Annotated in this window: 17 protein-coding genes; 3 read left to right on the top strand and 14 right to left on the bottom strand. The window is 49.7% G+C overall.

The genetic code is table 11. The features are described 5' to 3' along the window. Nucleotides 1-90: 90 nt before the first annotated feature. Both xylB and xylA read right to left on the bottom strand, forming a co-directional pair. The gene (xylB, locus tag ABEQ74_RS25315) at nt 91-1,587 is read right to left on the bottom strand and encodes a xylulokinase (RefSeq protein ID WP_430124996.1); all 1,497 of its coding nucleotides are present in this window, start codon (nt 1,585-1,587) and stop codon (nt 91-93) included. Nucleotides 1,588-1,690: 103 nt separating this feature from the next. Then, the gene (gene xylA, locus ABEQ74_RS25320; protein ID WP_430124997.1) at nt 1,691-3,007 is read right to left on the bottom strand and encodes a xylose isomerase; all 1,317 of its coding nucleotides are present in this window, start codon (nt 3,005-3,007) and stop codon (nt 1,691-1,693) included. Between the two features lie 257 nt (nt 3,008-3,264). On the opposite strand from xylA, the gene ABEQ74_RS25325 reads away from it, so the two are divergent. Together ABEQ74_RS25325 and ABEQ74_RS25330 are read left to right on the top strand one after the other, a co-directional pair. Then, nucleotides 3,265-4,437: an ROK family protein gene (locus ABEQ74_RS25325; RefSeq protein ID WP_430124999.1), complete on the top strand. Its 1,173-nt coding sequence runs from the start codon at nt 3,265-3,267 to the stop codon at nt 4,435-4,437. 153 nt (nt 4,438-4,590) lie between these two features. Beyond that, entirely contained in the window at nt 4,591-4,794 is a 204-nt protein-coding gene (locus tag ABEQ74_RS25330; RefSeq protein WP_053491453.1) for a hypothetical protein, read from the top strand. Between the two features lie 116 nt (nt 4,795-4,910). Here ABEQ74_RS25330 and ABEQ74_RS25335 read toward each other — a convergent pair whose 3' ends face one another. From ABEQ74_RS25335 to ABEQ74_RS25360, 6 genes are all read right to left on the bottom strand, one after another. After that, nucleotides 4,911-5,147: a glutaredoxin family protein gene (locus ABEQ74_RS25335; protein WP_006212730.1), complete on the bottom strand. Its 237-nt coding sequence runs from the start codon at nt 5,145-5,147 to the stop codon at nt 4,911-4,913. A 64-nt stretch (nt 5,148-5,211) separates the two neighbouring features. After that, a complete protein-coding gene (gene trxB / locus ABEQ74_RS25340; protein WP_430125000.1) occupies nt 5,212-6,153 on the bottom strand; it encodes a thioredoxin-disulfide reductase in 942 nt (313 codons plus the stop codon). Between the two features lie 439 nt (nt 6,154-6,592). Next, a complete protein-coding gene (locus ABEQ74_RS25345) occupies nt 6,593-8,620 on the bottom strand; it encodes a heavy metal translocating P-type ATPase (RefSeq protein WP_430125001.1) in 2,028 nt (675 codons plus the stop codon). 347 nt (nt 8,621-8,967) lie between these two features. Beyond that, nucleotides 8,968-10,065 carry a PEP-utilizing enzyme, TIM barrel domain protein gene (locus ABEQ74_RS25350; protein WP_430125002.1) on the bottom strand — a complete coding sequence of 366 codons (1,098 nt, stop codon included), beginning with the start codon at nt 10,063-10,065 and terminating at the stop codon, nt 8,968-8,970. Nucleotides 10,066-10,311: 246 nt separating this feature from the next. Continuing rightward, nucleotides 10,312-11,604 carry a homocysteine synthase gene (locus tag ABEQ74_RS25355; RefSeq protein ID WP_430125003.1) on the bottom strand — a complete coding sequence of 431 codons (1,293 nt, stop codon included), beginning with the start codon at nt 11,602-11,604 and terminating at the stop codon, nt 10,312-10,314. Between the two features lie 152 nt (nt 11,605-11,756). After that, a complete protein-coding gene (locus ABEQ74_RS25360) occupies nt 11,757-12,584 on the bottom strand; it encodes an SDR family NAD(P)-dependent oxidoreductase (RefSeq protein ID WP_430125005.1) in 828 nt (275 codons plus the stop codon). 240 nt (nt 12,585-12,824) lie between these two features. Between ABEQ74_RS25360 and ABEQ74_RS25365 the strand changes: the two genes are divergently transcribed. Then, on the top strand, nt 12,825-13,079 hold the full coding sequence (locus tag ABEQ74_RS25365; protein ID WP_430125006.1) for a DUF3949 domain-containing protein: 255 nt from the start codon (nt 12,825-12,827) through the stop codon (nt 13,077-13,079). Between the two features lie 80 nt (nt 13,080-13,159). Here ABEQ74_RS25365 and ABEQ74_RS25370 read toward each other — a convergent pair whose 3' ends face one another. From ABEQ74_RS25370 to ABEQ74_RS25395, 6 genes are all read right to left on the bottom strand, one after another. Further along, on the bottom strand, nt 13,160-14,017 hold the full coding sequence (locus ABEQ74_RS25370; RefSeq protein WP_430125007.1) for an ATP-binding cassette domain-containing protein: 858 nt from the start codon (nt 14,015-14,017) through the stop codon (nt 13,160-13,162). Beyond that, a complete protein-coding gene (locus ABEQ74_RS25375; RefSeq protein WP_430125008.1) occupies nt 14,010-14,855 on the bottom strand; it encodes a hypothetical protein in 846 nt (281 codons plus the stop codon). The genes ABEQ74_RS25370 and ABEQ74_RS25375 overlap by 8 nt, the downstream gene beginning before the upstream one ends. After that, nucleotides 14,836-15,525, bottom strand: coding sequence for an RNA polymerase sigma factor (locus tag ABEQ74_RS25380; protein WP_430125010.1), 690 nt, complete (start codon nt 15,523-15,525; stop codon nt 14,836-14,838). Before ABEQ74_RS25380 ends, ABEQ74_RS25375 begins: the two co-directional genes overlap by 20 nt. An 88-nt stretch (nt 15,526-15,613) precedes the next feature. Next, entirely contained in the window at nt 15,614-17,815 is a 2,202-nt protein-coding gene (locus ABEQ74_RS25385) for an ABC transporter permease (protein WP_430125011.1), read from the bottom strand. Beyond that, on the bottom strand, nt 17,808-18,677 hold the full coding sequence (locus ABEQ74_RS25390; protein ID WP_430125012.1) for an ABC transporter ATP-binding protein: 870 nt from the start codon (nt 18,675-18,677) through the stop codon (nt 17,808-17,810). The genes ABEQ74_RS25385 and ABEQ74_RS25390 overlap by 8 nt, the downstream gene beginning before the upstream one ends. A gap of 224 nt (nt 18,678-18,901) precedes the next feature. Beyond that, nucleotides 18,902-19,807, bottom strand: coding sequence for an aldo/keto reductase (locus ABEQ74_RS25395; protein ID WP_430125013.1), 906 nt, complete (start codon nt 19,805-19,807; stop codon nt 18,902-18,904). Between the last annotated feature and the right edge of the window lie 13 nt (nt 19,808-19,820).

Here is a 19,820-nt window from a genome sequence, read left to right on the forward strand (position 1 = left end):
TCAGTATATTCGTCAATTGGCGCCCATGCAAAAAGAGCAGGCTGGGAATGTCTTCCCAACCCGCTCTATAGCGTTGATAATATGTTAAGGCTATCCCCGAAATTGGTCTAACTTAGCACTGAGATCGCGCGTCGCTCCATATACGCTCTGATAGAGTCCAAACAATCTGTCATAGGTTTGAACCGTTTGCGGATTTGGAGAATAGGAACGTGCCGGCCGTAAAAATGCCTTCGCGCATTCCTGTAGGCTTGGGAACCAGCCGCAGCCGTAGGCAGCGAGCATGGCTGCCCCCATGGCTGGACCCTGCTCACTCTCCAGCTTCACGATTTCGGCGTTGAATACATCAGCCTGCATTTGCAGCCAAGTCTCGTTCTTGGCACCGCCTCCAATGGATATGACGCGATCGATTTGCTTGCCCGATGCCCGAAGGATATCAATGGATTCCCGGAGAGAGAACGTAATCCCTTCGAGTACCGACCGCGCAAAGTGAGGCAGCTTATGCCCGGCATCCATTCCAATGAAGCTGCCGCGAATGGTTGCGTCCGGATGCGGTGTGCGTTCGCCGACAATATAGGGTGTGAACAGCAGCCCGCGGCTGCCAGCCGGGATATTCCCAATATCGCTTAACAGCGTTTCAAAGGAGACATCCGGCGCGAAAGTATCTTTGAACCAGTTCAGACTATAACCTGCAGCCAGGGTTACGCCCATAATATAGTAAGCATCTTTCTCGCTATGGTTAAAGAAATGGACCTTCCCTTCAAAATCTACATTGCGGCGCTCCTCGTAGGACAACACCACGCCCGATGTACCGATGCTGCACATCGTCTGCCCTTCTTCGAGAATACCTGCACCAATGGCGCCGCAGGCATTGTCCGCCCCGCCCGCAAATACCTTCGTCTCCGGCAGCAGTGTGGCTTGCTCGGCAATCTCGGGCAGCAGGGTGCCGCAGGCATCGAACGATTCGACCAGCGGCGGGCATAAGGTGTGCGGCAGCTGGAAGGCATCCAGAATTTCATTGCTCCAGGATTTCTCCGCCACGTCCAACAGCAGCGTTCCGGCGGCATCGGAATAATCCATCGCATAATGTCCGGTCAGGCGGAAACGCACGTAATCTTTAGGCAGCAGGAATAAGGCAGCCTGTTCGAGCAGCTCCGGCTCATGCTCCTGCACCCATAGAATCTTCGGCAAGGTGAAGCCTTCCAGCGCACGATTGCGTGCAATGCCGAGCAGCTTCTCCTGCAAGGTCTCCTCAATCCGGCGGCATTGCGCCGTTGTCCGGGTATCATTCCACAGAATGGCTGGACGCAGCACGGCGCCTTCCCCATCTACCAGTACTAAACCGTGCATTTGGCCAGAGAAGCTTAGTCCTTCAACTTCGGATGGGGAAATATTGCTCTCTTCCATTAACAGACGCAGCGACAATACAGTTTTGTCTACCCAATCCTCGGGACGCTGCTCGCTGTAACCCGGACGCGGCTGGCTCAGCGGGTATGCCTCCGAATGCTCTGCAACAACCGTGCCGCTGCGGTTCACCAGCACGGTCTTTACTGCGCTGGTCCCCAAATCAACTCCGATAACGTAACTCATCTATATCCTCCTTCGTTTCATCATGAAATAAGGACACCGGCTTCCCACTAGGGAGCCGGTGAAGATTTGGATTTCATGGAACAAGCATCAAGCCTAATAAGAATTAGTTCGCAAGAATGTACTGATTCAGAATGGCTTTTAGCATTTCCTGACGTCCGGATTCATTTTTTCGCGGAGACTCGTTGTTCAGCGCGTATTCAGCAAGGGAAGCAAGTGTGGCCTTGCCGGATACAACGTCTGCGCCGATGCCTTCATTAAAGCTGCTGTAACGCTTCGCGATGAAGTCCTCGAATACGCGGTCTTCGATCAGCTTCGCTGCCACTTTCAAGCCTTTGGCATAAGTATCCATACCAGCGATATGCGCATGGAACAGATCTTCCGGCTCGAACGATGGACGGCGAACCTTGGCATCAAAGTTCACGCCGCCGCGACCAATACCACCGTTCATCAACACTTCGTACAGCGTCAACGTAGCATCATAGATGTTAACCGGGAATTCGTCCGTATCCCATCCGATGAGCATATCGCCTTGGTTCGCGTCGAGGGAACCGAGCATGCCGTTGATGCGTGCTACGCGAAGCTCATGCTCGAATGTATGACCAGCGAGCGTAGCGTGGTTTGCTTCGAGATTCAACTTAAAGTGCTTGTCGAGACCGTATTTTTGCAGGAATGCGATTGTTGTAGCTGCATCAAAGTCATATTGGTGCTTCGTTGGCTCCTTCGGTTTCGGCTCGATCAGGAATTGAGCGTCAAAGCCGATTTCCTTGGCATAATCAACCGCCATGTGGAACAGGCGTGCCAGGTTATCCAGTTCAAGGCCCATATCTGTGTTCAGCAGGGTCTCGTAACCTTCACGGCCTCCCCAGAACACATAGTTCTCGGCGCCGAGGCGTTTGCCAACTTCGAGGCCCTTCTTGATTTGCGCAGCGGCATGAGCGTATACATCCGCGTTGCACGTAGTGCCTGCACCATGCATGAAACGTGGATTCGTGAACATGTTCGCGGTGTTCCAGAGCAGTTTTTTACCGGTGGATTTCATATGGTCTTCAATCGAGTCCACAATCGTATCGATGTTGCTGTAGAACTCACGCAGGCTGCTGCCTTCCGGTGCAATGTCTACATCATGGAAGCAGAAATACGGAAGGTTCAGTTTCTCCATGAATTCGAAACCTGCTTCAACGCGGGCTTTCGCAAGGTCCATGCCGGATAAGTGACCCCAAGGACGAACTGCAGTGTCAGCGCCGAACGGATCAGAACCGCCCGCAGTTAATGTATGCCAGTATGCCATGGCGAAACGGAGATGCTCTTCCATCGTTTTGCCGGCTACAACTTCTGTCGGATTATAAAATTTAAAAGCATAAGGGTTAGTTGATTTGCTGCCTTCGTACTCGACTTTGTTAATGTTGTTAAAATAGGCCATGAATAAATCCTCCTATACCTTGATAAGGTGTGGTTAACGCTTACAGGGTTATCCTAACACAGGTTTTCTACTTTGTCTATTGGTTAAACTAAGTTATTAAGGGCAGCTTTTTCAACTCCTGCTTTATGAATGCTCTCGCAGCCGTAGAGCTTGTTACAGGTTGTTGCATTTTCTGAACTTTGCCCCTAGACTTGAGCTTATCAAGTTTGAAGAACTTATATGCGTAGGAAGCAAGATCTTAAAAGGAATGAATATATATGACGAATATTACCGGTGACCAGGCTCTGGTCAAAAGAATAAACACTTCGATTATCCTTGATACAATCCGGCAGCAGGCTCCCGTTTCCCGAGCAAAAGTATCCAAGCTGACCGGTCTTAACAAAGCCACTGTCTCCAATCTAGTACAGGAGCTGTGTAATAATCATCTTGTCCAGGAAATCGGCCCCGGGCAATCCAGCGGAGGCAGAAAGCCGCAGCTGCTGCTGTTTAACGGACAAGCCGGTTATGCTGTCGGCGCTGAGCTGCGGGTCAAGCAAATGACCGCTGTGCTCACCGATCTTGAAGGCCGGATTCTTGCCGAAGACGACACAGCTCTTGAAGAGCATGACGTGCAAACGGTGACCTCGCTGATGGTGGGGATGATTCATGGTCTAATGCGTCAGGCGCCTCCCTCCCCTTACGGAATCATTGGGATCGGTATAGGCGTCCCCGGGATGGTGGATGAGGATGGCACCGTTCTCTTTGCCCCCAACCTGGGGTGGGAGATGGTCCCGCTGCAGCAGCAGCTTGAGGACGAGCTTGGGCTTCCTGTCACCATCGACAATGAAGCGAATGCTGGTGCTCAGGGCGAGCTGCGTTTCGGGGCAGGTCAAGATGTCCGCCATCTTCTATATATAAGTGCCGGCAGTGGTATCGGCTCCGGCATCATTATCAACGGCGAGCTGTACAAGGGTGCCCGTGGATATGCCGGCGAAAGCGGCCATATGTCCATCGAAGCCGATGGAAGAGAATGCACCTGCGGGAACCGTGGGTGCTGGGAGCTATATGCTTCCGAGAAGTCTTATGACAACAAGGATGGCATTCTTCCATCCAAAAACACATCCGAGCTGGTCCATCACGCGGAGCTTGGACATCAGGAGACCATCCGTCATTTTGAGGAGCTAGGGCGCTATCTTGGTGTTGGAATTACCAATCTGGTCAACGGCTTCAATCCGCAATCGGTGATCATTGGGGGACCGTTATCCGATGCGCGGCCTTGGATTGAGGAAACGCTGCAGCAGGTCGTCGCTCAGCGAACATTGCCATATCACCGAGAGCTGATGGAAATCCGTTTTTCAGAGCTGGGCAGCCGCTCAACCATGATTGGTGCAGCCTACTCCGCTATCTCGCAGTTTCTTGGGCCTGTACGGGTGTCCATGCCGATAAACTAAAAATTGACGATATTTTGTCGTAATTAACATCCGGCATATTGAGGAAAAAAATGCAGTTTTCCGTTATAATTAATGTCATCCTTGCATTTAGATCACCGTTTCTTCAGTAGAAATGTGTGTGATTGTTATATAAAAGGGAGAGGAAACGCTCAAATGACCTATGTAAGCACTGCGGATATATCGGCACAAATGTTTGTGACCGTATTGCTGTTTCTCCTAGTTATCGCGCCTTTGTTCAGTCTCGCCATCATGCGTTTTTTTCAGGGCAAAAAAAAGCTTGGCTTCATTCTGCTCGGCTCCGGTGTGGGAGCATACGTCGTATTCCAGATCATCATGAGTCTATTCTTCAGCAAGTGAATACGACTTACATAAAGATGGCAGCCCCAGCTTGAAAAAAACAAAAAAGAGCTCTCTCCCTGTTCAGGGAGAGAGCTCTTTTCTCATATATGCAGCTGTCTGGTTCCCTGCCAAAGTTATGCTTCCGGATTCAACGCTTTATTAAATTGAAGCTTATTCATGCCAAGGATACGGTGTTCACCGATGATCGTGAGAGGTACGGCGCGAACGCCCATATCCCATACCTGCTGCGCAAATTCGTCGTTCTGCTCAATGTTGCGTTCTTCAAACTCAATGCCTTGATCGGACAAAAAGCCTTTTACTTGCTTACAATGAGGGCAGTTGTTCGATGTGTATACAATCACATTTTCCATGGTCGCTTTATCTCCTCTGCTCAAAATAATAAACGATGAAAGCCTGTTAGATGTATTTATCAGTTTACAACACGACAGCGTTGTGTTCCAGGCTCTCGATGTATTTCTCGGCATCCATAGCTGCCATACAGCCGCTTCCTGCTGCCGTAATTGCTTGTCTATAACGGGTATCCTGTACGTCTCCGCACGCAAATACGCCCTGGATATTCGTCTCCGATGTTCCTGGTGTCGTCACGATATAACCGTTCGGATCTGTCGTAATACTGCCGCCAAGGAAGCCGGTATTCGGATGATGACCAATCGCTACGAACACACCGCTGGCCGTAATCGTTTCTTCTTCACCTGTTTCATTATTAAGCACCTTAATTCCCTTCACGCCGGAATCGTCAGCTATTACTTCCTGCGGCGTGCGGTCCAGAGCCCACTCGATTTTCTCGTTAGCGCGGGCGCGGTCCTGCATGATTTTGGATGCCCGAAGTTCCTCGCGACGATGTACCACGGTCACTTTGGATGCGAAACGGGTCAGGAAATTGGCTTCCTCCAATGCGGAATCACCACCGCCTACAACGACGATCTCTTTGCCGCGGAAAAAGAATCCATCACATGTTGCACATGTGCTTACGCCACGTCCTACATTATCCTGTTCTCCGGGAATACCGAGATATTTAGCTGTTGCGCCTGTTGAGATGATCAACGTTTCGGCAGCAATCTCACCCATCCCATCCACATTCAGCTTGAACGGACGCTCGCCGAATTCCACGCTGTTCACCCAGCCTGTGCGAAATTCCGCGCCGAATCGCTCAGCCTGCTGGCGCATATTGTCCATCAATTCAGGACCCATGACGCCTTGGGGGAAACCAGGGAAATTCTCCACTTCGGTCGTTGTAGTGAGCTGACCGCCAGGTTGCGGACCTTCAATGACAAGCGGGCTCAGATTGGCCCGAGCCAGATATATGGCAGCAGTAAGCCCGGCAGGACCTGTGCCTATGATAACCGATTTGTACATAGCGGTTCCCTCCTAAATATATATCTTAATTGTAATAATTATAATTTGATATTCATTATGGTTACATTATGGCAGGTTGTCAATATATCACATTCCCCTCTGACCGGGAATATTGTTTATCCAATCTTCATAACGGCAGGAAAATTTATCATTTGGAGAATACAAATTTCATTCACTAAGGATCGCCGCCGATCTTTCTCATTCAAGAACGTTTACTTGATATGTAATAAGTACGCTGAGTTCATTTTAGATGAATGAATGGCCCTGAAAAGACTTCCCTTGTTCGAAGAATGGCTGGAAGATGAATCTTTGATGAAGAGAACCCAAGAGAAAGCCCGAAACCAGCAAAAATCCCCCTGTACTCGTGATGAGAATCCAGAGGGATACTTAGCAAGACATTGAAGGGGATGCCCTGTCATAGCAGAAAACGCTTAGTCCATTAACGGCCGCTGCGCAGCAGACGAAGCCCGTTTAATATAACCAGAATGGTGCTCCCTTCGTGACCGATAACTCCCAGCGGTAATGCAACGCCTTGCAGGAAATTAGCTGCAATCAGTGTCAAAATTACCGCAATAGCAAAAATCATATTTTGCTTCACAATGCGCTGCACACGGCGTGCCAGCTTGATTGTTCCGGCGATCTCGTCGATGTTGTCATTCATTAGCACTGCATCCGCTACCTCCAGTGCCGTGCCGCTTCCCGACACACCCATGCCAATGCCAACGGTTGCTGTAGCTAACGCCGGTGCATCGTTCACGCCGTCGCCTACCATAACCACATGGCCGTATCGAGCCCGAAGCTCCTTGATATGCGAAACTTTGTCTTCAGGCAGCAGATCGGAGAACACCATATCAACGCCACTTTGCTTCGCGATGACCTCAGCCGTCGCCTTGCGGTCTCCCGTCAGCATCGCTACCTTGATGCCCAGCTGCTGCAGCCGTCTAACCGCCAGTGCCGCCTGAGGCCGGACCGCATCCTGCAAAGCGATCATGCCTACGATATGGTCCCCCTTCAGGATAACGGATACCGTTTTGCCTTCGGATTCCAGCTTGTTCCGGACTGACAGCCAGTACTGGCGATTCTCTCGGATCACACCCAAATTCTCATCTTGTGGGGGAGCCTCACCATCCAGGGGCTGAGCTCCAGCCGGAAGATCCAGAATATCGCTTTTTCCTATTTTCCACGTGATTCCCTCGATTTCTGCCTGCATGCCCCAGCCTGTTATGGACTGGCCATTCTCTGCCTGCACCAGAAGGGCTCCCTCTTTCTGAGCCGAGTCGACAATCGCCATGGCCAGCGGGTGCTTCGACATTCTCTCAATTGAAGCACTGATGCCCAGCAGCTCATGCCGATCCCATCCCTCGCCAGCAATGAAATCGGTGACTACCGGAGCGCCAAGCGTTAATGTACCTGTCTTATCAAAAGCGACCACCGATGTCCGGGCCATATTCTCGATATGGGCGCCCCCTTTGAACAATACACCTTTTCTGGCACGGTTGGAGATTGCCGACAGCATCGCCGGCATGATGGATGAGACTAGCGCGCAAGGGGAGGCAACAACCAGAAACACCATCGCTTTATAGAAGGTAGTGTCCCAATCCCATCCCAGCACAGGAGTAGCCAAAACAATCAGCGTGAGGGTTGCTACAACCACGACGCGAGCGTAAATCGATTCAAACCGCTTGATAAAACGCTGCGATGCCGGCACCTCGCTCTCTGCTTCTTCCACCAGCCGGATGATTTTGGCGAATAACGTAGACTCCGCCGACTGAGTTACCTCAATATACAGCACGCCTTCGCCATTCAAAGTTCCCGTGAACACTTCATCGCCTACAGATTTATCGACCGGCACGGATTCGCCGGTAATCGAGGCCTGGTTAACCGCGGAGCCGCCGCGATAGATTTTGCCGTCTGCCGGGATAAGCTCGCCCGGCTTCACCAGTATAAGATCACCAATCTCCAGCAGATTGATGGATACCGGCACCATCTCTCCCTTCTCGATCCGCAGGGCTGTTTCAGGCTGCAGCTCCATCAAGGATGAGATATCCTTGTGGCTTCTTTCCATCGTATAGCTCTCTAACGCCCCGCTCAGGGCAAAGATGAAGATCAGCATCGCGCCTTCATTCCAATATCCGATTGACGCTGCTCCCATAGCCGCAGCAATCATCAGCAGGTTCACATCGAGATCGCGTTCCTTCAGAAGGGTCTCCACTCCTTCTTTGGCTTTCACCCAGCCACCGACCGCATATGAGATCACATACAACACAATGGAGATAGGCTCTGACCATTGGCTAGTCAGCCAAGCCACGAGCATCAACAAACCGCTGCCAAGCGCAGCCACGACCTCTGCATTGCCCAGCAAGCTGCGTAAGTCCCATTTCCCAGGCTGACGCGGCTCCCGTGGATCTGCTCCATTTTCTATTGTTGATATGCGTCCCGTCGTCGTCTGATTTTGTATCCATTCCATGACCCATCACCTTCCTAAATGAGAATGAGATCCATTATTACTACCCTGAAAATGACACATGCTGCCCCGGCTTCGCCGGAGCAGCATGCTAAATGAGAATGAGAATCATTTTTGTTCCTATACAATTTATTTTCCTCAATACAACTTTATATGTATCATACTCACTCTGCTCTCATTTGTAAACTATATTTTTCACATTAATTTGGAATTACGCCCCCTGTTTAGGCAGTCGCTTAAAGCTTATATAGCACGGATCAAATTCTCTGCACATAAAAAAAGCCCTTGCCAGTTCTATCGCAAGGGCTCCTCTCGATGGATGCCTGTTCTCTATGTAAAGCGCTCTCATCCTATCCATCTGCTAGGGGCGAACATCGGCGTCGCATCTCCAGTCTTGCGCCAGTGATGCGAATAGCTGCCAGTTCTGAAGATTGACAGCACACTTCATGTATGCCCTGCCTGTAAATCATCCGTAAATCCGTGGTAGCGGCTCCATTGAATCGGAGCGTTAACTGCGGCTTCATGCGTCTGATTCGGCTGATAATATCGGAAAAATCCGAAACTCTATCGCTATTCCCCTCCAATGATGCAGGGTCCTTCGTCCCCTCTGCGTCCAGCACGATCACATCCGCAAGGCGAGCCATCTCAGCCGCCGCCGAAGGATTCATTCCCTTATCAAGCAGCACCCCATAACGAATTCGTACAAAGCGTTTCTGATCCATAAGCGTTTGCTCCGCCACTTCCTCAATAAAACGATGAATGGAGATAAATTCATCCACATCGGACGGACGTGTAGCCAGCAGTTCCAATTGGCAATCGGTGCCTTCCATACTGCATTGTTCCATGGCCCGGAACAGGGACTCAAGCTGTGCGTCCTGAGCTTCACGCCGATCCAACGAATTCATAAGCTGCTCATCGTGCAGCATACTGACTGCGCATTTATTACCCTTGGCCGCTTGAAACACCGACACCCAGTAAGTTTTCCAGAGGGTAATCAGTCTGCGCCTAAACAGGGCACTCTTTTCTGTACCCGATGCTTGGATCCAGGCCGAGTATACCTCCTGCAGCAAACCATGCCGCAAAGCTTCCTCACCACGGATCAGCCCGATCCCCTGAGCCCCTTGTTTCAAATCATGAATTATGGAATCAGCATCTGCCGATTGACTCATGACCTTCAATCTTCGATTTCTGTCACTCCACTGAAGCAATCGGTTCAAGGCTGGTTGGGTCTTGCCGCTATGCCGAATTCCTGAAACCCTGAGCGCTTCCTCAATATCATCAGGCGATGCCAGTAACAACAGAACCTCTTCATGGGTGACTCCTCCCGCCATGGCAAAATGCTTCAGTAAGTCCGTCTCGGTAGTAAATCCATTTGCTTCTTCTGCCTCGCCCCATGCCTCATGTTCATATAATCGCTCATTGCCTGCTCCCCATTGCCTTTGCGTCATGGTTATCCTTCTACTCCCTTTCGCCTTTGAATTGGAAAAACGCTTCCTTACAGACTATTAAGAAACAAATGGAAATATACAGTGCATGACAATAAACGATGGGTTAAAAATATACGAAATAAAATGAGGCGGTGAAACCTTCTCTGTTACCGTACCCATGTCTAATATGCGATGAATAAGAAAAGACATCTTCCTCGCGATAGAGGAAGATGCCTGATTAAGCTTATATTAGTTCATAAATCCCGCTTACTTCTGACTGGCCGCAATCGCCTGTTCCAGGTCATACAAGATATCGTCAATGGACTCAGTTCCAACCGACAATCTCAGCAGCTCGGGATTTACGCCCGCGCTTAGCTGCTCTTCTTCAGTCAGCTGCTGATGCGTTGTGCTTGCAGGATGAATGATAAGGGACTTGGAATCCCCCACATTGGCCAGGTGGGAGAACAGCTTCACATTCTCGATCACCTTCTGCCCGGCAGCTGCACCGCCTTTAATACCGAACGTAAGGATAGCCCCCTGGCCCTTCGGCAGATATTTCTGCGCCAGCTCATACGATGGGTGGCTCGGCAGCCCTGCATAGCTCACCCATTCCACGGCCTGGTGATTCTCCAGGTATTGCGCCACTTTTAGTGCATTCTGACTATGACGCTCGACCCGAAGATGCAGCGTCTCCAGTCCTTGCAGCAGCAGCCAGGAATTAAACGGAGACAGCGATGCACCGATATCACGCAGCAGCTGCACGCGCGCCTTGATAATATAAGCGATAGGACCAACCGAGTCTGTGTACACAACGCCATGATAGCTTGGATCCGGCTGGGTCAAGCCAGGGAATTTGTCGTTTGCCGTCCAATCGAATTTGCCACTGTCGACAATCACGCCACCAATCGAGGTTCCGTGGCCGCCGATGAATTTGGTCGCCGAATGAACGACGATGTCCGCACCATATTCAATGGGGCGAAGCAAGTATGGGCTTGGGAACGTATTATCGACGATAAGAGGAATACCATTCTCATGCGCAACAGCAGCAATGGCTTCCACATCCAGCACATTTCCCTGCGGATTACCGATCGTTTCAGCAAATAGTGCTTTCGTCTTGCTATTGATCGCTTTACGGAAATTTTCCGGATCCGTAGAGTCTACGAAATGAACCTTGATGCCCAGCTTCGCCAGCGTATTGGAGAATAAATTATAAGTACCACCATACAAGCTTGAGGAAGAAACAATCTCATCACCCGCACCTGCGATGTTCAGGATGGAGAAGGTAATGGCTGCCTGCCCGGAAGAGGTAGCCAGCGCACCGGCACCACCTTCAAGTGCGGCTATCCGCTTCTCAAAAACGTCCGTAGTCGGGTTCATAATGCGCGTGTAAATGTTGCCAAACTCTTTAAGGGCAAACAAATTCGCTGCGTGCTCACTGTCTTTAAACCCATAGGACGTCGTCTGATAAAGAGGGACAGCACGGGACAAGGTGGTAGGATCAAGCTCTTGACCGGCATGAACCGCTAGGGTTTCAATCGAAAATTGGCGTTCTTCTGACATGGAATGTTTCCTCCCTTTTCTCTCATATGGAAAGTATGATCATTTCATAATTTCTCCCATTCTCTCATACTTTCCATCATTTGAAAAGAGCTAAAACCAACTAATTACATCGGAATATAATAATTTGTTATTTTCCCCTGCTTCTAATCCGCTTATTTCTTGTCCTCCGTATATACTCTGCCCCAGCCATATCCGGCTTCTGGAGACGTATCTTCCGGCATGCCCGGGAGGATTAGGCCACCGTCTACACGAAGATTAATTCCGGTAATATAGGATGCCTTGTCCGAACTTAGCCAAGCGATAGCTTCCCCGATATCCGATGGCGTACCCAATCGGCCCAGCGGGATCTTGCTGCCCAGCGGCTCTTCCTCTGCCGATTGCTCGAGCTTATGGACAGTCGCTCCCGGAGCCACACAGTTCACTCGGATGCCATGCGGCGCCCACTCCAGGGCCAGCGATTGTGCGGCACGGATAAGGGCTGCTTTCATACCGCCATATATGCTGTCCTTTGGATAGGCTCTCTCCCCGCGCGAGGAGGTGATGAATATGATGTTACCCGGAATTTTCTGAGCGATCATTTCCCTGACAGCATATTTGCTTAGCAGCATTGGCGCCCGGAAATCGAGATTTACAGTCATATCCAGGGCATCTTCTTCAAGCTCCGTCAGTTCCTCATGAATACCTATTCCTGCATTGTTGACCAAGAGATCAATCCGGCCAAATTCTTCTATGGTCTTTCGAATCGTATTCTCCGCTTCACTGCGAACGGTCAAATCACTTTGTATAACAAGTGGTTCCTTGCCGTATATATGACGAATATCCTCTGCCACGTCTAATATTCCATCACTACTTGATTTATAGGTCAACGCCAGCCGATATCCTTTTTCAGCCAGTACTTTCGCAATCCCCCGTCCGATACCTGCACCCGCGCCTGTTACCAGCGCCACTGCCTCGATCCCTTGATTCCCTATGGTTCCCATTCATCTCGCTCCCTTCGTAATCCACGACTCTCGTGCCTTCCAGCAAAGATGCAGAATGCACCTACTCTTCCTTACCCTGTTCCGAGCTGGATGAATGGGAGCTGGAACGAAAATCCCATTCCACCCTGAAACGACAAAATTATATACATGAAGGAATGAAACCATAATATGGTTATAACCGTAGTATATTAGGAGGGAATATTTTCTAATAAAAAATTAACCCTTGAGGAGCGTGCGCTTATGAGTTCAGTAATGTGGATCATTGTGGGTGTTCTGTTTGCCATATTTCTGATCATGATCCCCGTGCAGTACCGCTATATTGCGGCATTAAGAGAGGACCCTCGAAGACAAGGTGTCGACCAGGAAACGTATTACAAGAACATGTCATTTCAGGAAGAACAGCTTCATTACAGTGCACAGTGGTGGTACTTGCCCTCCAACATGGTAGCTTCGTGGATCTATAACTGGCGACACAGAAACAAAACAAAGAAGTAGGGCTGAAATGGGTAAAAATCGCACAAAAAAACCATCGCCCCTTTCTATGGGGCGATGGTTTTTTGTCATGATGACTATGCTCAGCCTCGCTTGGCCAATGCATTCATATGAAGGAAGAAAGCATCCTCCAGCGTAGGCGCTTTTTCCACAAACTCGGGACCGGGCTGCTTTTTCCCCATCAATCTTACTCTCATGCGATGCTCTGTCATTTGAAAATGAATCAACAATTCCTGCGGAATCCGCTCGAATGCTTCCAAATCAATCTCGCCTTCCCAGACACTGGAGACTACATTCAGCTTCCACTGCGCCGGGGAGCCGATATATCGGATTCGGCCGCGATGTATCCATATCACGGTATCGGCCGCCTCTTCCCATTCGTTCAGCTCATGAGCAGCAACGATGACCATTCGTCTACGTGCATATTGGGTGAGATAGGTGATGAGGAATTTGCGTTCCTCTGCATCCATACCGTTTAAAGGCTCATCCAGGAACAGAAAAGTCGGTGAAGCGAGCAGCGCTTGAACGACTGCAATGCGCCGCTGTACGCCTTGCGACAAATTCTTGATCTTACTCTTACGGAGCGGCTCCAACCGAAAATCCGTCATCAATCTGTCAATGGCTTCCGGGTTATAGATCCCCTTTAACTCAGCCATGTAGGTCAGAAGCTTGCCGACTCTCATATCCCCATACAACTCGATATCTGCCGGCACATATCCAATCTGGCTGCGGATGAGTGGCAAATGATCTCCTGACCTGCGTCCGCTATACAGAATCTCACCCGAATCGGGAGGCTGCAAAGTGGTCAACAGTTCAATTAGGGTAGTTTTCCCGGCTCCGTTCGCTCCAACAATCAGATTCAGCCCGGAATGTATCTCCGCTTTCTCAATTTCAAGCCGATATGTGCCCGCCTGACGCTCGACTCCCTCCATTCTAATCATGAGCAGTTCTCCAAGTACCGTTCAGTTTCAAACTGCGGCCGTAGGAAGATATGAGCAGAATCAACCCGATCACGAGCAGGACCACATCTATTAACATTTTACCGTTCATGGAGACCCCTTGGTCCATCATCTGTCCTTGGATCACGATCCACATTCCGTAGACCAGTATGGCGGAGATCAGGGAGACAACCATCCCTTTACGAAACAACATGTACATCGCCGCTCCACCCGTAACGAGCAGAATGCCCATCCACTCCAGAATAAAAGGTCCGAATAAAAAGCGGGAAGATTCCGCCTGGATGGATCGCAGTCCTAATATAAAGGTGCTCAGCAAGGCCATCCCGATGACGATCCCCGTTACCAAAAGCAGCCGGGTATACAGCACAAGCGCCGGCGGGTAAGGTGTGAGCGTTTCAACAGCCCGCATCCCTTTATCCCAGGTTCGGCTGCTGAACAGCATCGATACGATTAACAGCAGCGGAGTAATCAATGGGAAGATACCTCCAGGCAATCCGGCAAATTGATCTAATGGATATTCTGGGTCCACCAACATAACCAACATACAAAAGACTGCTCCTGCCGTTAGTATAATGGATCTTTGGTTCAATCGAATCTGGCTCCGAAGGATCTGCTTTAGGGAGGGTGGGTCCACCTGTGGATTAAAATCCAGCTTGGGCGACTCGGGTTCAATCTTTAACTGATCGAACTCTCCCTGAAGGGACGCGATAAGGGCGGCCGTCTCATCCGCCGACGGCGATGGAAGAACAGATCGTCTGAGAGGACCGCGAAGCTCGTCTTCGAGTCTTCTCAATTCGTTATCATCGAATGGATGATCCATGGAGATACACCTCGCTTTCTTTTACTTTGTTCTGTGAATCGGACCCTTCCGCCTTGGAATCATGCTGAACATGTTCCAGAGAAGCCTTCCCCTGCGTCTTCCGCGATGATTGAACGGGCACCAGATCAGAGTGCTCCATGGCCAAAGTTTTCTTCAGTTTTCTCAACGCATTATATAAATGTGTTTTCACCGTACTTAAGGGGAGGCCGACCAGATCAGCAATTTCTTGAAGCTTCAGATCATGAAAGAATCGCAGTGATACGATTTCCTGTTGGATATCCGGCAGACTCTCCAGCGATGCAGCAATCTCAAGAGAGGTTTCCTGCCTCTCCATTAGCTCCTCAGCACCGGGTGCCGGGTCGTGCGCATCCGGCATCTCTTCGCCCGCAAGACCTTCGGATCTGTAAGCAGCGCTCTTCCAGTAATCCTTGCACATATTCAAAGCTACGCGGTAAAGCCATGAACGAACATGCTCAAGCGTCCCGTGCTGCTTCAAGTGCCGAATGAGCCGGATAAAGGTTTCCTGGACAATATCCTGAGCTTTTTGCCGGTCCCCCAGCCTCTGGTTTGTATAATTGAGAAGCGGTCCGTGGTACCTGGTCACCAGCATTTCAAATGCTGCCTGGTCACCGGCCGCCATGCGTTCGGACAGCTGCTGATCAGAAATCATGCCTTCCCCCCTTTCCATTAGGCATTTGTTTTACGGTTTGTATTCTATCCAATGCAATAATAGACCGCATCCAAACAGATGGCCGATGTTATTCAGCGTTCATCATAGACTCCCAGGCCTGCTTCCACTCCTTGTAGGAGATCGGCTCCTCTGGATGTAATGGATCATCTTGTTTGGGATACGGGAGCATCAACCCTTGCCGGTAAAAATGTACCAACAGCTCTTTGACCTGACTTCCCTTGCCCTCTTCCAGTGCTTTTCTGACCTGTCTGGCCATACCTATGCCGATTCTGTTCTGAGGGTCGTCGCCTCTCCCATTTTTGAACAAAAGCTGCTGTACGGAACGAAGATTGCCATAAGCTGCTCTCAATTGCTTATCACTAAGTCCCTTCTCTTCCACATAATACACATACCAGAAGAGACTCGCGATCTTTCCGCGCATATCCTGCTCGGGCTGGTCATCATAATAATAAAACCCATCCTGGTTGCCGAACAGAATCGAATTCATCCATTCGCCTGACAGATTTTTGAAGTTATATGTGTATTGGTTCGAAGACAGTATTACTCGATTGTCTACCCGGGTATATCTAAACCCTTGACCCAAATATAGTATCTTGGCTGCGTTACTGTTAAATTCAGGCGCCCACCTTGAGAAATAATCATACTTTTCCTTAAGTTCCCGCTGGATCGGCAGGACCGACTTCTCCAAGTATGGCGTCGTCACGATGGTGATCGGAAGATCAGGCTGGCGAAGTTCCTTCCAGAACCGGCCTCCATACAGGGATATATTCTGCTGTATCCCCCTATCTTCGAATTGCTGGTAGCCTGGCCTCCGTTCCAACTCTTTCAAGCCCGTAAACAAGGGCACCGGATAACCTTCAACCTCCAGTTTTATGTCTCCAGTAGAGTAACGAAGCTGACCGTAATCAGAGCCCAGATAAATATGCTTAGGAGGATAATCTCCGTTATTGCTCTTTAAATATACATTCTGGTATCCAGGCAGCGGATACCAAGCAAGATGCCCTTCCAGCTTAACTTCAGGTCCAACACTATAAGCGGCAAACTCTTCATTAGAATACCCGTCCATAAAGTCCATGACTTTCCCTCTATATTCCAGTTCTGCTTGCATATCCTCTTCGCCACCATCACCAACCATCCTGACCGATATTCGTTCTCCCTGTCTGCTATAACGGGCATCGATGCCCTGAAGCTGGACACGCTCAAGCTTAAACATTCGGTTTAGTGTTAATGGAAGCTGCTCCAGGCCTCTTATCTCGGCTGCAGGAATCGTGAGTTTAGCCGTCACGCGAAGTTCATCATTCGGCAGCCGTTTCACCTTAATATCATAGGAAGAAACCCGGTAGAAGAAGGCATCTTCAGCATCGTCGATATAAGACAGCGATGGGTCAGCAAGCCTGGCATCAACTTGAGCATATCGATCTGCCCATAAAGTGCCGTAGGACACGGCTGCAGCTACTGTAATAACAGCCGCTCCCAGCATCGCAAACCAGCCTGCCTTCCGCAGCATGGTAGAGCGCTTCCGGTTTAACAAGAACAAGCATACCGTTAGCAGCAGGAAGGTAAAGGCAAGCACAAACCATCGTGAAGTGTTTATATCTTTGCTAAATAAGCCGTACCCCCAATTCTCATATTCATATCGAGTGGATTGGAGGAAGAATTGATTGAGATGAAATACCTGAGCCGGCATCCATCTTAGCTCACTGATAATATAAATCTCCATGAAGAATGTGCCAAACATCCACGCGCAGAAACCAATCAAATACACGATCCGATTCGGAATGCTGGCCCCAAGAAGCATGGCGAGAGCAAGTGTCACCATGTACGAAACCTCATACTGCAATGCAAATTGCATGGTATGCATGATCGCAATATGTCCTGCTATCCCCTGACTGACCGACAGAATATAGAATATAACCGATGTCGATAGCGTAAACAGAGAAAAATACAGCAAGCTGACTACATATTTCGACGTCAACAAGGTGAAGAAGGACACGGGCAAGCTGTGATTCCATTCAAAGGATCGGCGGCACACATCCCGCCTTATGGACAAAATGCCGATTAACATGGCTGGGCCAAGTGTCATCGTATGTCCCAACATATGAAACGAATAGGCCGCTGTGAACAAATTATGGTTCGGCGCGTTGCTGCTTGCCGCCTGCAGCATCATCACAATAAACAATATGGCATATATGATTGGAAGAGACGCAAACAATGGGTTTCCGAACAATAGCCGAAGCTCCAAGAGACTATGTCTCCACCATTTATGCATGGCGATCCCTCCGCAGCAAGGCCAGATATCCATCCTCCAGGGTCGGATCAGCGGGAAATGCCTCAGGAGCCGGAGAAGCTTGACCGATAAAGCGGCACAACACACCTTCCGGCACCGTACGAGTGGACACGACGGTTAACGGATCCATCAAAGTAAATTCGTCTGGACTCATCACCGCTTCCCATACTTGCCCCTTTCCGCAAGCCTTCAGCTCTGCCAAGCTGCCGTTCATGACCAATTTCCCCTGATTCATTACGGCGATACGGCGACAGTTGCTCTCAATATCGGCTACGATATGAGTGGACAGCAGAACTGTCCGATCGATGCTGAAACGGGTCAATACATTACGGAACCGGACACGCTCCTGGGGATCCAGCCCCGAGGTCGGTTCGTCCACGATCAAAATATCCGGCGAGCCTAACAACGCCTGAGCGATACCGAGCCGCTGTTTCATTCCTCCGGAATAAGTGCGCACTTTTTTATCCGCCTTTTCCTGGAGATTCACCATCTCAAGCAGTCTGGAGATTTCCTTGAATCTGGCATTCCGGTCCGTTATCCCTTTCATTGCCGCCACATAATCCAGATAATCCCGGCCGGTGAGCTGCGGATAGATATGAAAATGCTGCGGTAAATAACCGATCATCTGCCGTATTTCCTCCGGCCGTCCAAGGGATATCCCGTTTACTCGCACCTGCCCGGAGGTGGGCGTCAATAAGGTGGCCAGAATGCGCATGAGTGTAGTTTTGCCGGCTCCATTAGGTCCCAATAGACCCGTCATGCCTTTATCCAATTGCAGAGAAACATCAAGGAGCGCCCAGGCGCCCTTGCGATAGGTTTTTGACAGATGTTCAATGGTAATCATTCCATAATCCTTTCACCATTTACGATATGGCATAAGCCGCGCGGTTTACGTTGCTTAGAACGAACCCCAACCGCAAAAAGTTTTAGATCCCCGATCTTAACGTTAATTTGGCCGGTTATTTATAATAAAACGCATAAAATGCCCGTGATCCTTCAGACGGATTGCGGGCATTATCTAATTCTAACAGATACAAGAATCATTACAAACTTATAACATATCGCGCCTTATCGGTGGGATTCATATCGGTTCGCACGGCTGATCGCCTGGATGGCCTGAATATCCTGTGGTGATAATGGCTCAAGGTTTCCAGCCTCCAGGTTATGCAGCAGTTGTTCAAGCGAGCTTGCGCCAGGGATGGTGCAGGCAACAGCGGCATGACCAAGAGCATAACGAATGGCTAAATGCGTCAAATCCTCACCTGATACGTACTCTTCAATCTTGCCCAGCACATCAAGCAGCTCATCCTTGCTGTAATCCAAATAACCTTTCTCGGCTTTGGTTCTTCCCTTACCCGATAATAGACCACGAGCAACGGGTCCACGGGCAATCGCGGAAATGTTCTTCTCTGCAAGCTGATCGAGCACAGCCTCCTCCGGTCTTCGGTCCAATATGCTATACTGGCTCATTACGCTGACGATATCGGATTTTTCCACATATTCACGAATCACGTTCGGTCTAATGGATGAAATACCGTAATAACGAATCCAGCCTTCACGCTTCAATTCTTCAAAGGCTTCAATTGTTTCCTCTATCGGATCTTCCACCGTACCTCCATGCAGCTGATACAAGTCGATATAATCCGTTCCCAATCTTCGAAGGCTCTCCTTAACTGCAGATTTTATGTAAGCCTTGGAAGGATCCCATACCCAGCCATCCTGTCCCGGCACACGCCGATTACCTACTTTGGTTGCAATAATCACGTCCGAGCGTCGGCCCTGGACTGCTTTACCAACCATTTCCTCATTACGGCCTTCATCATACAGATCTGCCGTGTCCAGGAAATTCACACCTCCATCCAGCGCTTGATGAATAAGCTTTACAGCATGTTCTTCCTGCGTGCCCAGTGACATACAACCTAATCCAATTTCGCTAACATATAACTCTGATAATCCCAGCCGGCTTTTTCTCATAATTTATGATCCT

The sequence above is a fragment of the Paenibacillus solani genome, from assembly GCF_050475945.1.
GTDB classification, from domain to species: Bacteria; Bacillota; Bacilli; order Paenibacillales; family Paenibacillaceae; genus Paenibacillus_AQ; species Paenibacillus_AQ solani_A.

Excerpts from the sequence above, each read along its gene's own strand:
- xylB (WP_430124996.1), bottom strand. The coding sequence starts at position 1,587 with ATGAGTTACGTTATCGGAGTTGATTTGGGGACCAGCGCAGTAAAGACC.
- xylA (WP_430124997.1), bottom strand. The coding sequence starts at position 3,007 with ATGGCCTATTTTAACAACATTAACAAAGTCGAGTACGAAGGCAGCAAA.
- ABEQ74_RS25325 (WP_430124999.1), top strand. The coding sequence starts at position 3,265 with ATGACGAATATTACCGGTGACCAGGCTCTGGTCAAAAGAATAAACACT.
- ABEQ74_RS25330 (WP_053491453.1), top strand. The coding sequence starts at position 4,591 with ATGACCTATGTAAGCACTGCGGATATATCGGCACAAATGTTTGTGACC.
- ABEQ74_RS25335 (WP_006212730.1), bottom strand. The coding sequence starts at position 5,147 with ATGGAAAATGTGATTGTATACACATCGAACAACTGCCCTCATTGTAAG.
- trxB (WP_430125000.1), bottom strand. The coding sequence starts at position 6,153 with ATGTACAAATCGGTTATCATAGGCACAGGTCCTGCCGGGCTTACTGCT.
- ABEQ74_RS25345 (WP_430125001.1), bottom strand. The coding sequence starts at position 8,620 with ATGGAATGGATACAAAATCAGACGACGACGGGACGCATATCAACAATA.
- ABEQ74_RS25350 (WP_430125002.1), bottom strand. The coding sequence starts at position 10,065 with ATGACGCAAAGGCAATGGGGAGCAGGCAATGAGCGATTATATGAACAT.
- ABEQ74_RS25355 (WP_430125003.1), bottom strand. The coding sequence starts at position 11,604 with ATGTCAGAAGAACGCCAATTTTCGATTGAAACCCTAGCGGTTCATGCC.
- ABEQ74_RS25360 (WP_430125005.1), bottom strand. The coding sequence starts at position 12,584 with ATGGGAACCATAGGGAATCAAGGGATCGAGGCAGTGGCGCTGGTAACA.
- ABEQ74_RS25365 (WP_430125006.1), top strand. The coding sequence starts at position 12,825 with ATGAGTTCAGTAATGTGGATCATTGTGGGTGTTCTGTTTGCCATATTT.
- ABEQ74_RS25370 (WP_430125007.1), bottom strand. The coding sequence starts at position 14,017 with ATGATTAGAATGGAGGGAGTCGAGCGTCAGGCGGGCACATATCGGCTT.
- ABEQ74_RS25375 (WP_430125008.1), bottom strand. The coding sequence starts at position 14,855 with ATGGATCATCCATTCGATGATAACGAATTGAGAAGACTCGAAGACGAG.
- ABEQ74_RS25380 (WP_430125010.1), bottom strand. The coding sequence starts at position 15,525 with ATGATTTCTGATCAGCAGCTGTCCGAACGCATGGCGGCCGGTGACCAG.
- ABEQ74_RS25385 (WP_430125011.1), bottom strand. The coding sequence starts at position 17,815 with ATGCATAAATGGTGGAGACATAGTCTCTTGGAGCTTCGGCTATTGTTC.
- ABEQ74_RS25390 (WP_430125012.1), bottom strand. The coding sequence starts at position 18,677 with ATGATTACCATTGAACATCTGTCAAAAACCTATCGCAAGGGCGCCTGG.
- ABEQ74_RS25395 (WP_430125013.1), bottom strand. The coding sequence starts at position 19,807 with ATGAGAAAAAGCCGGCTGGGATTATCAGAGTTATATGTTAGCGAAATT.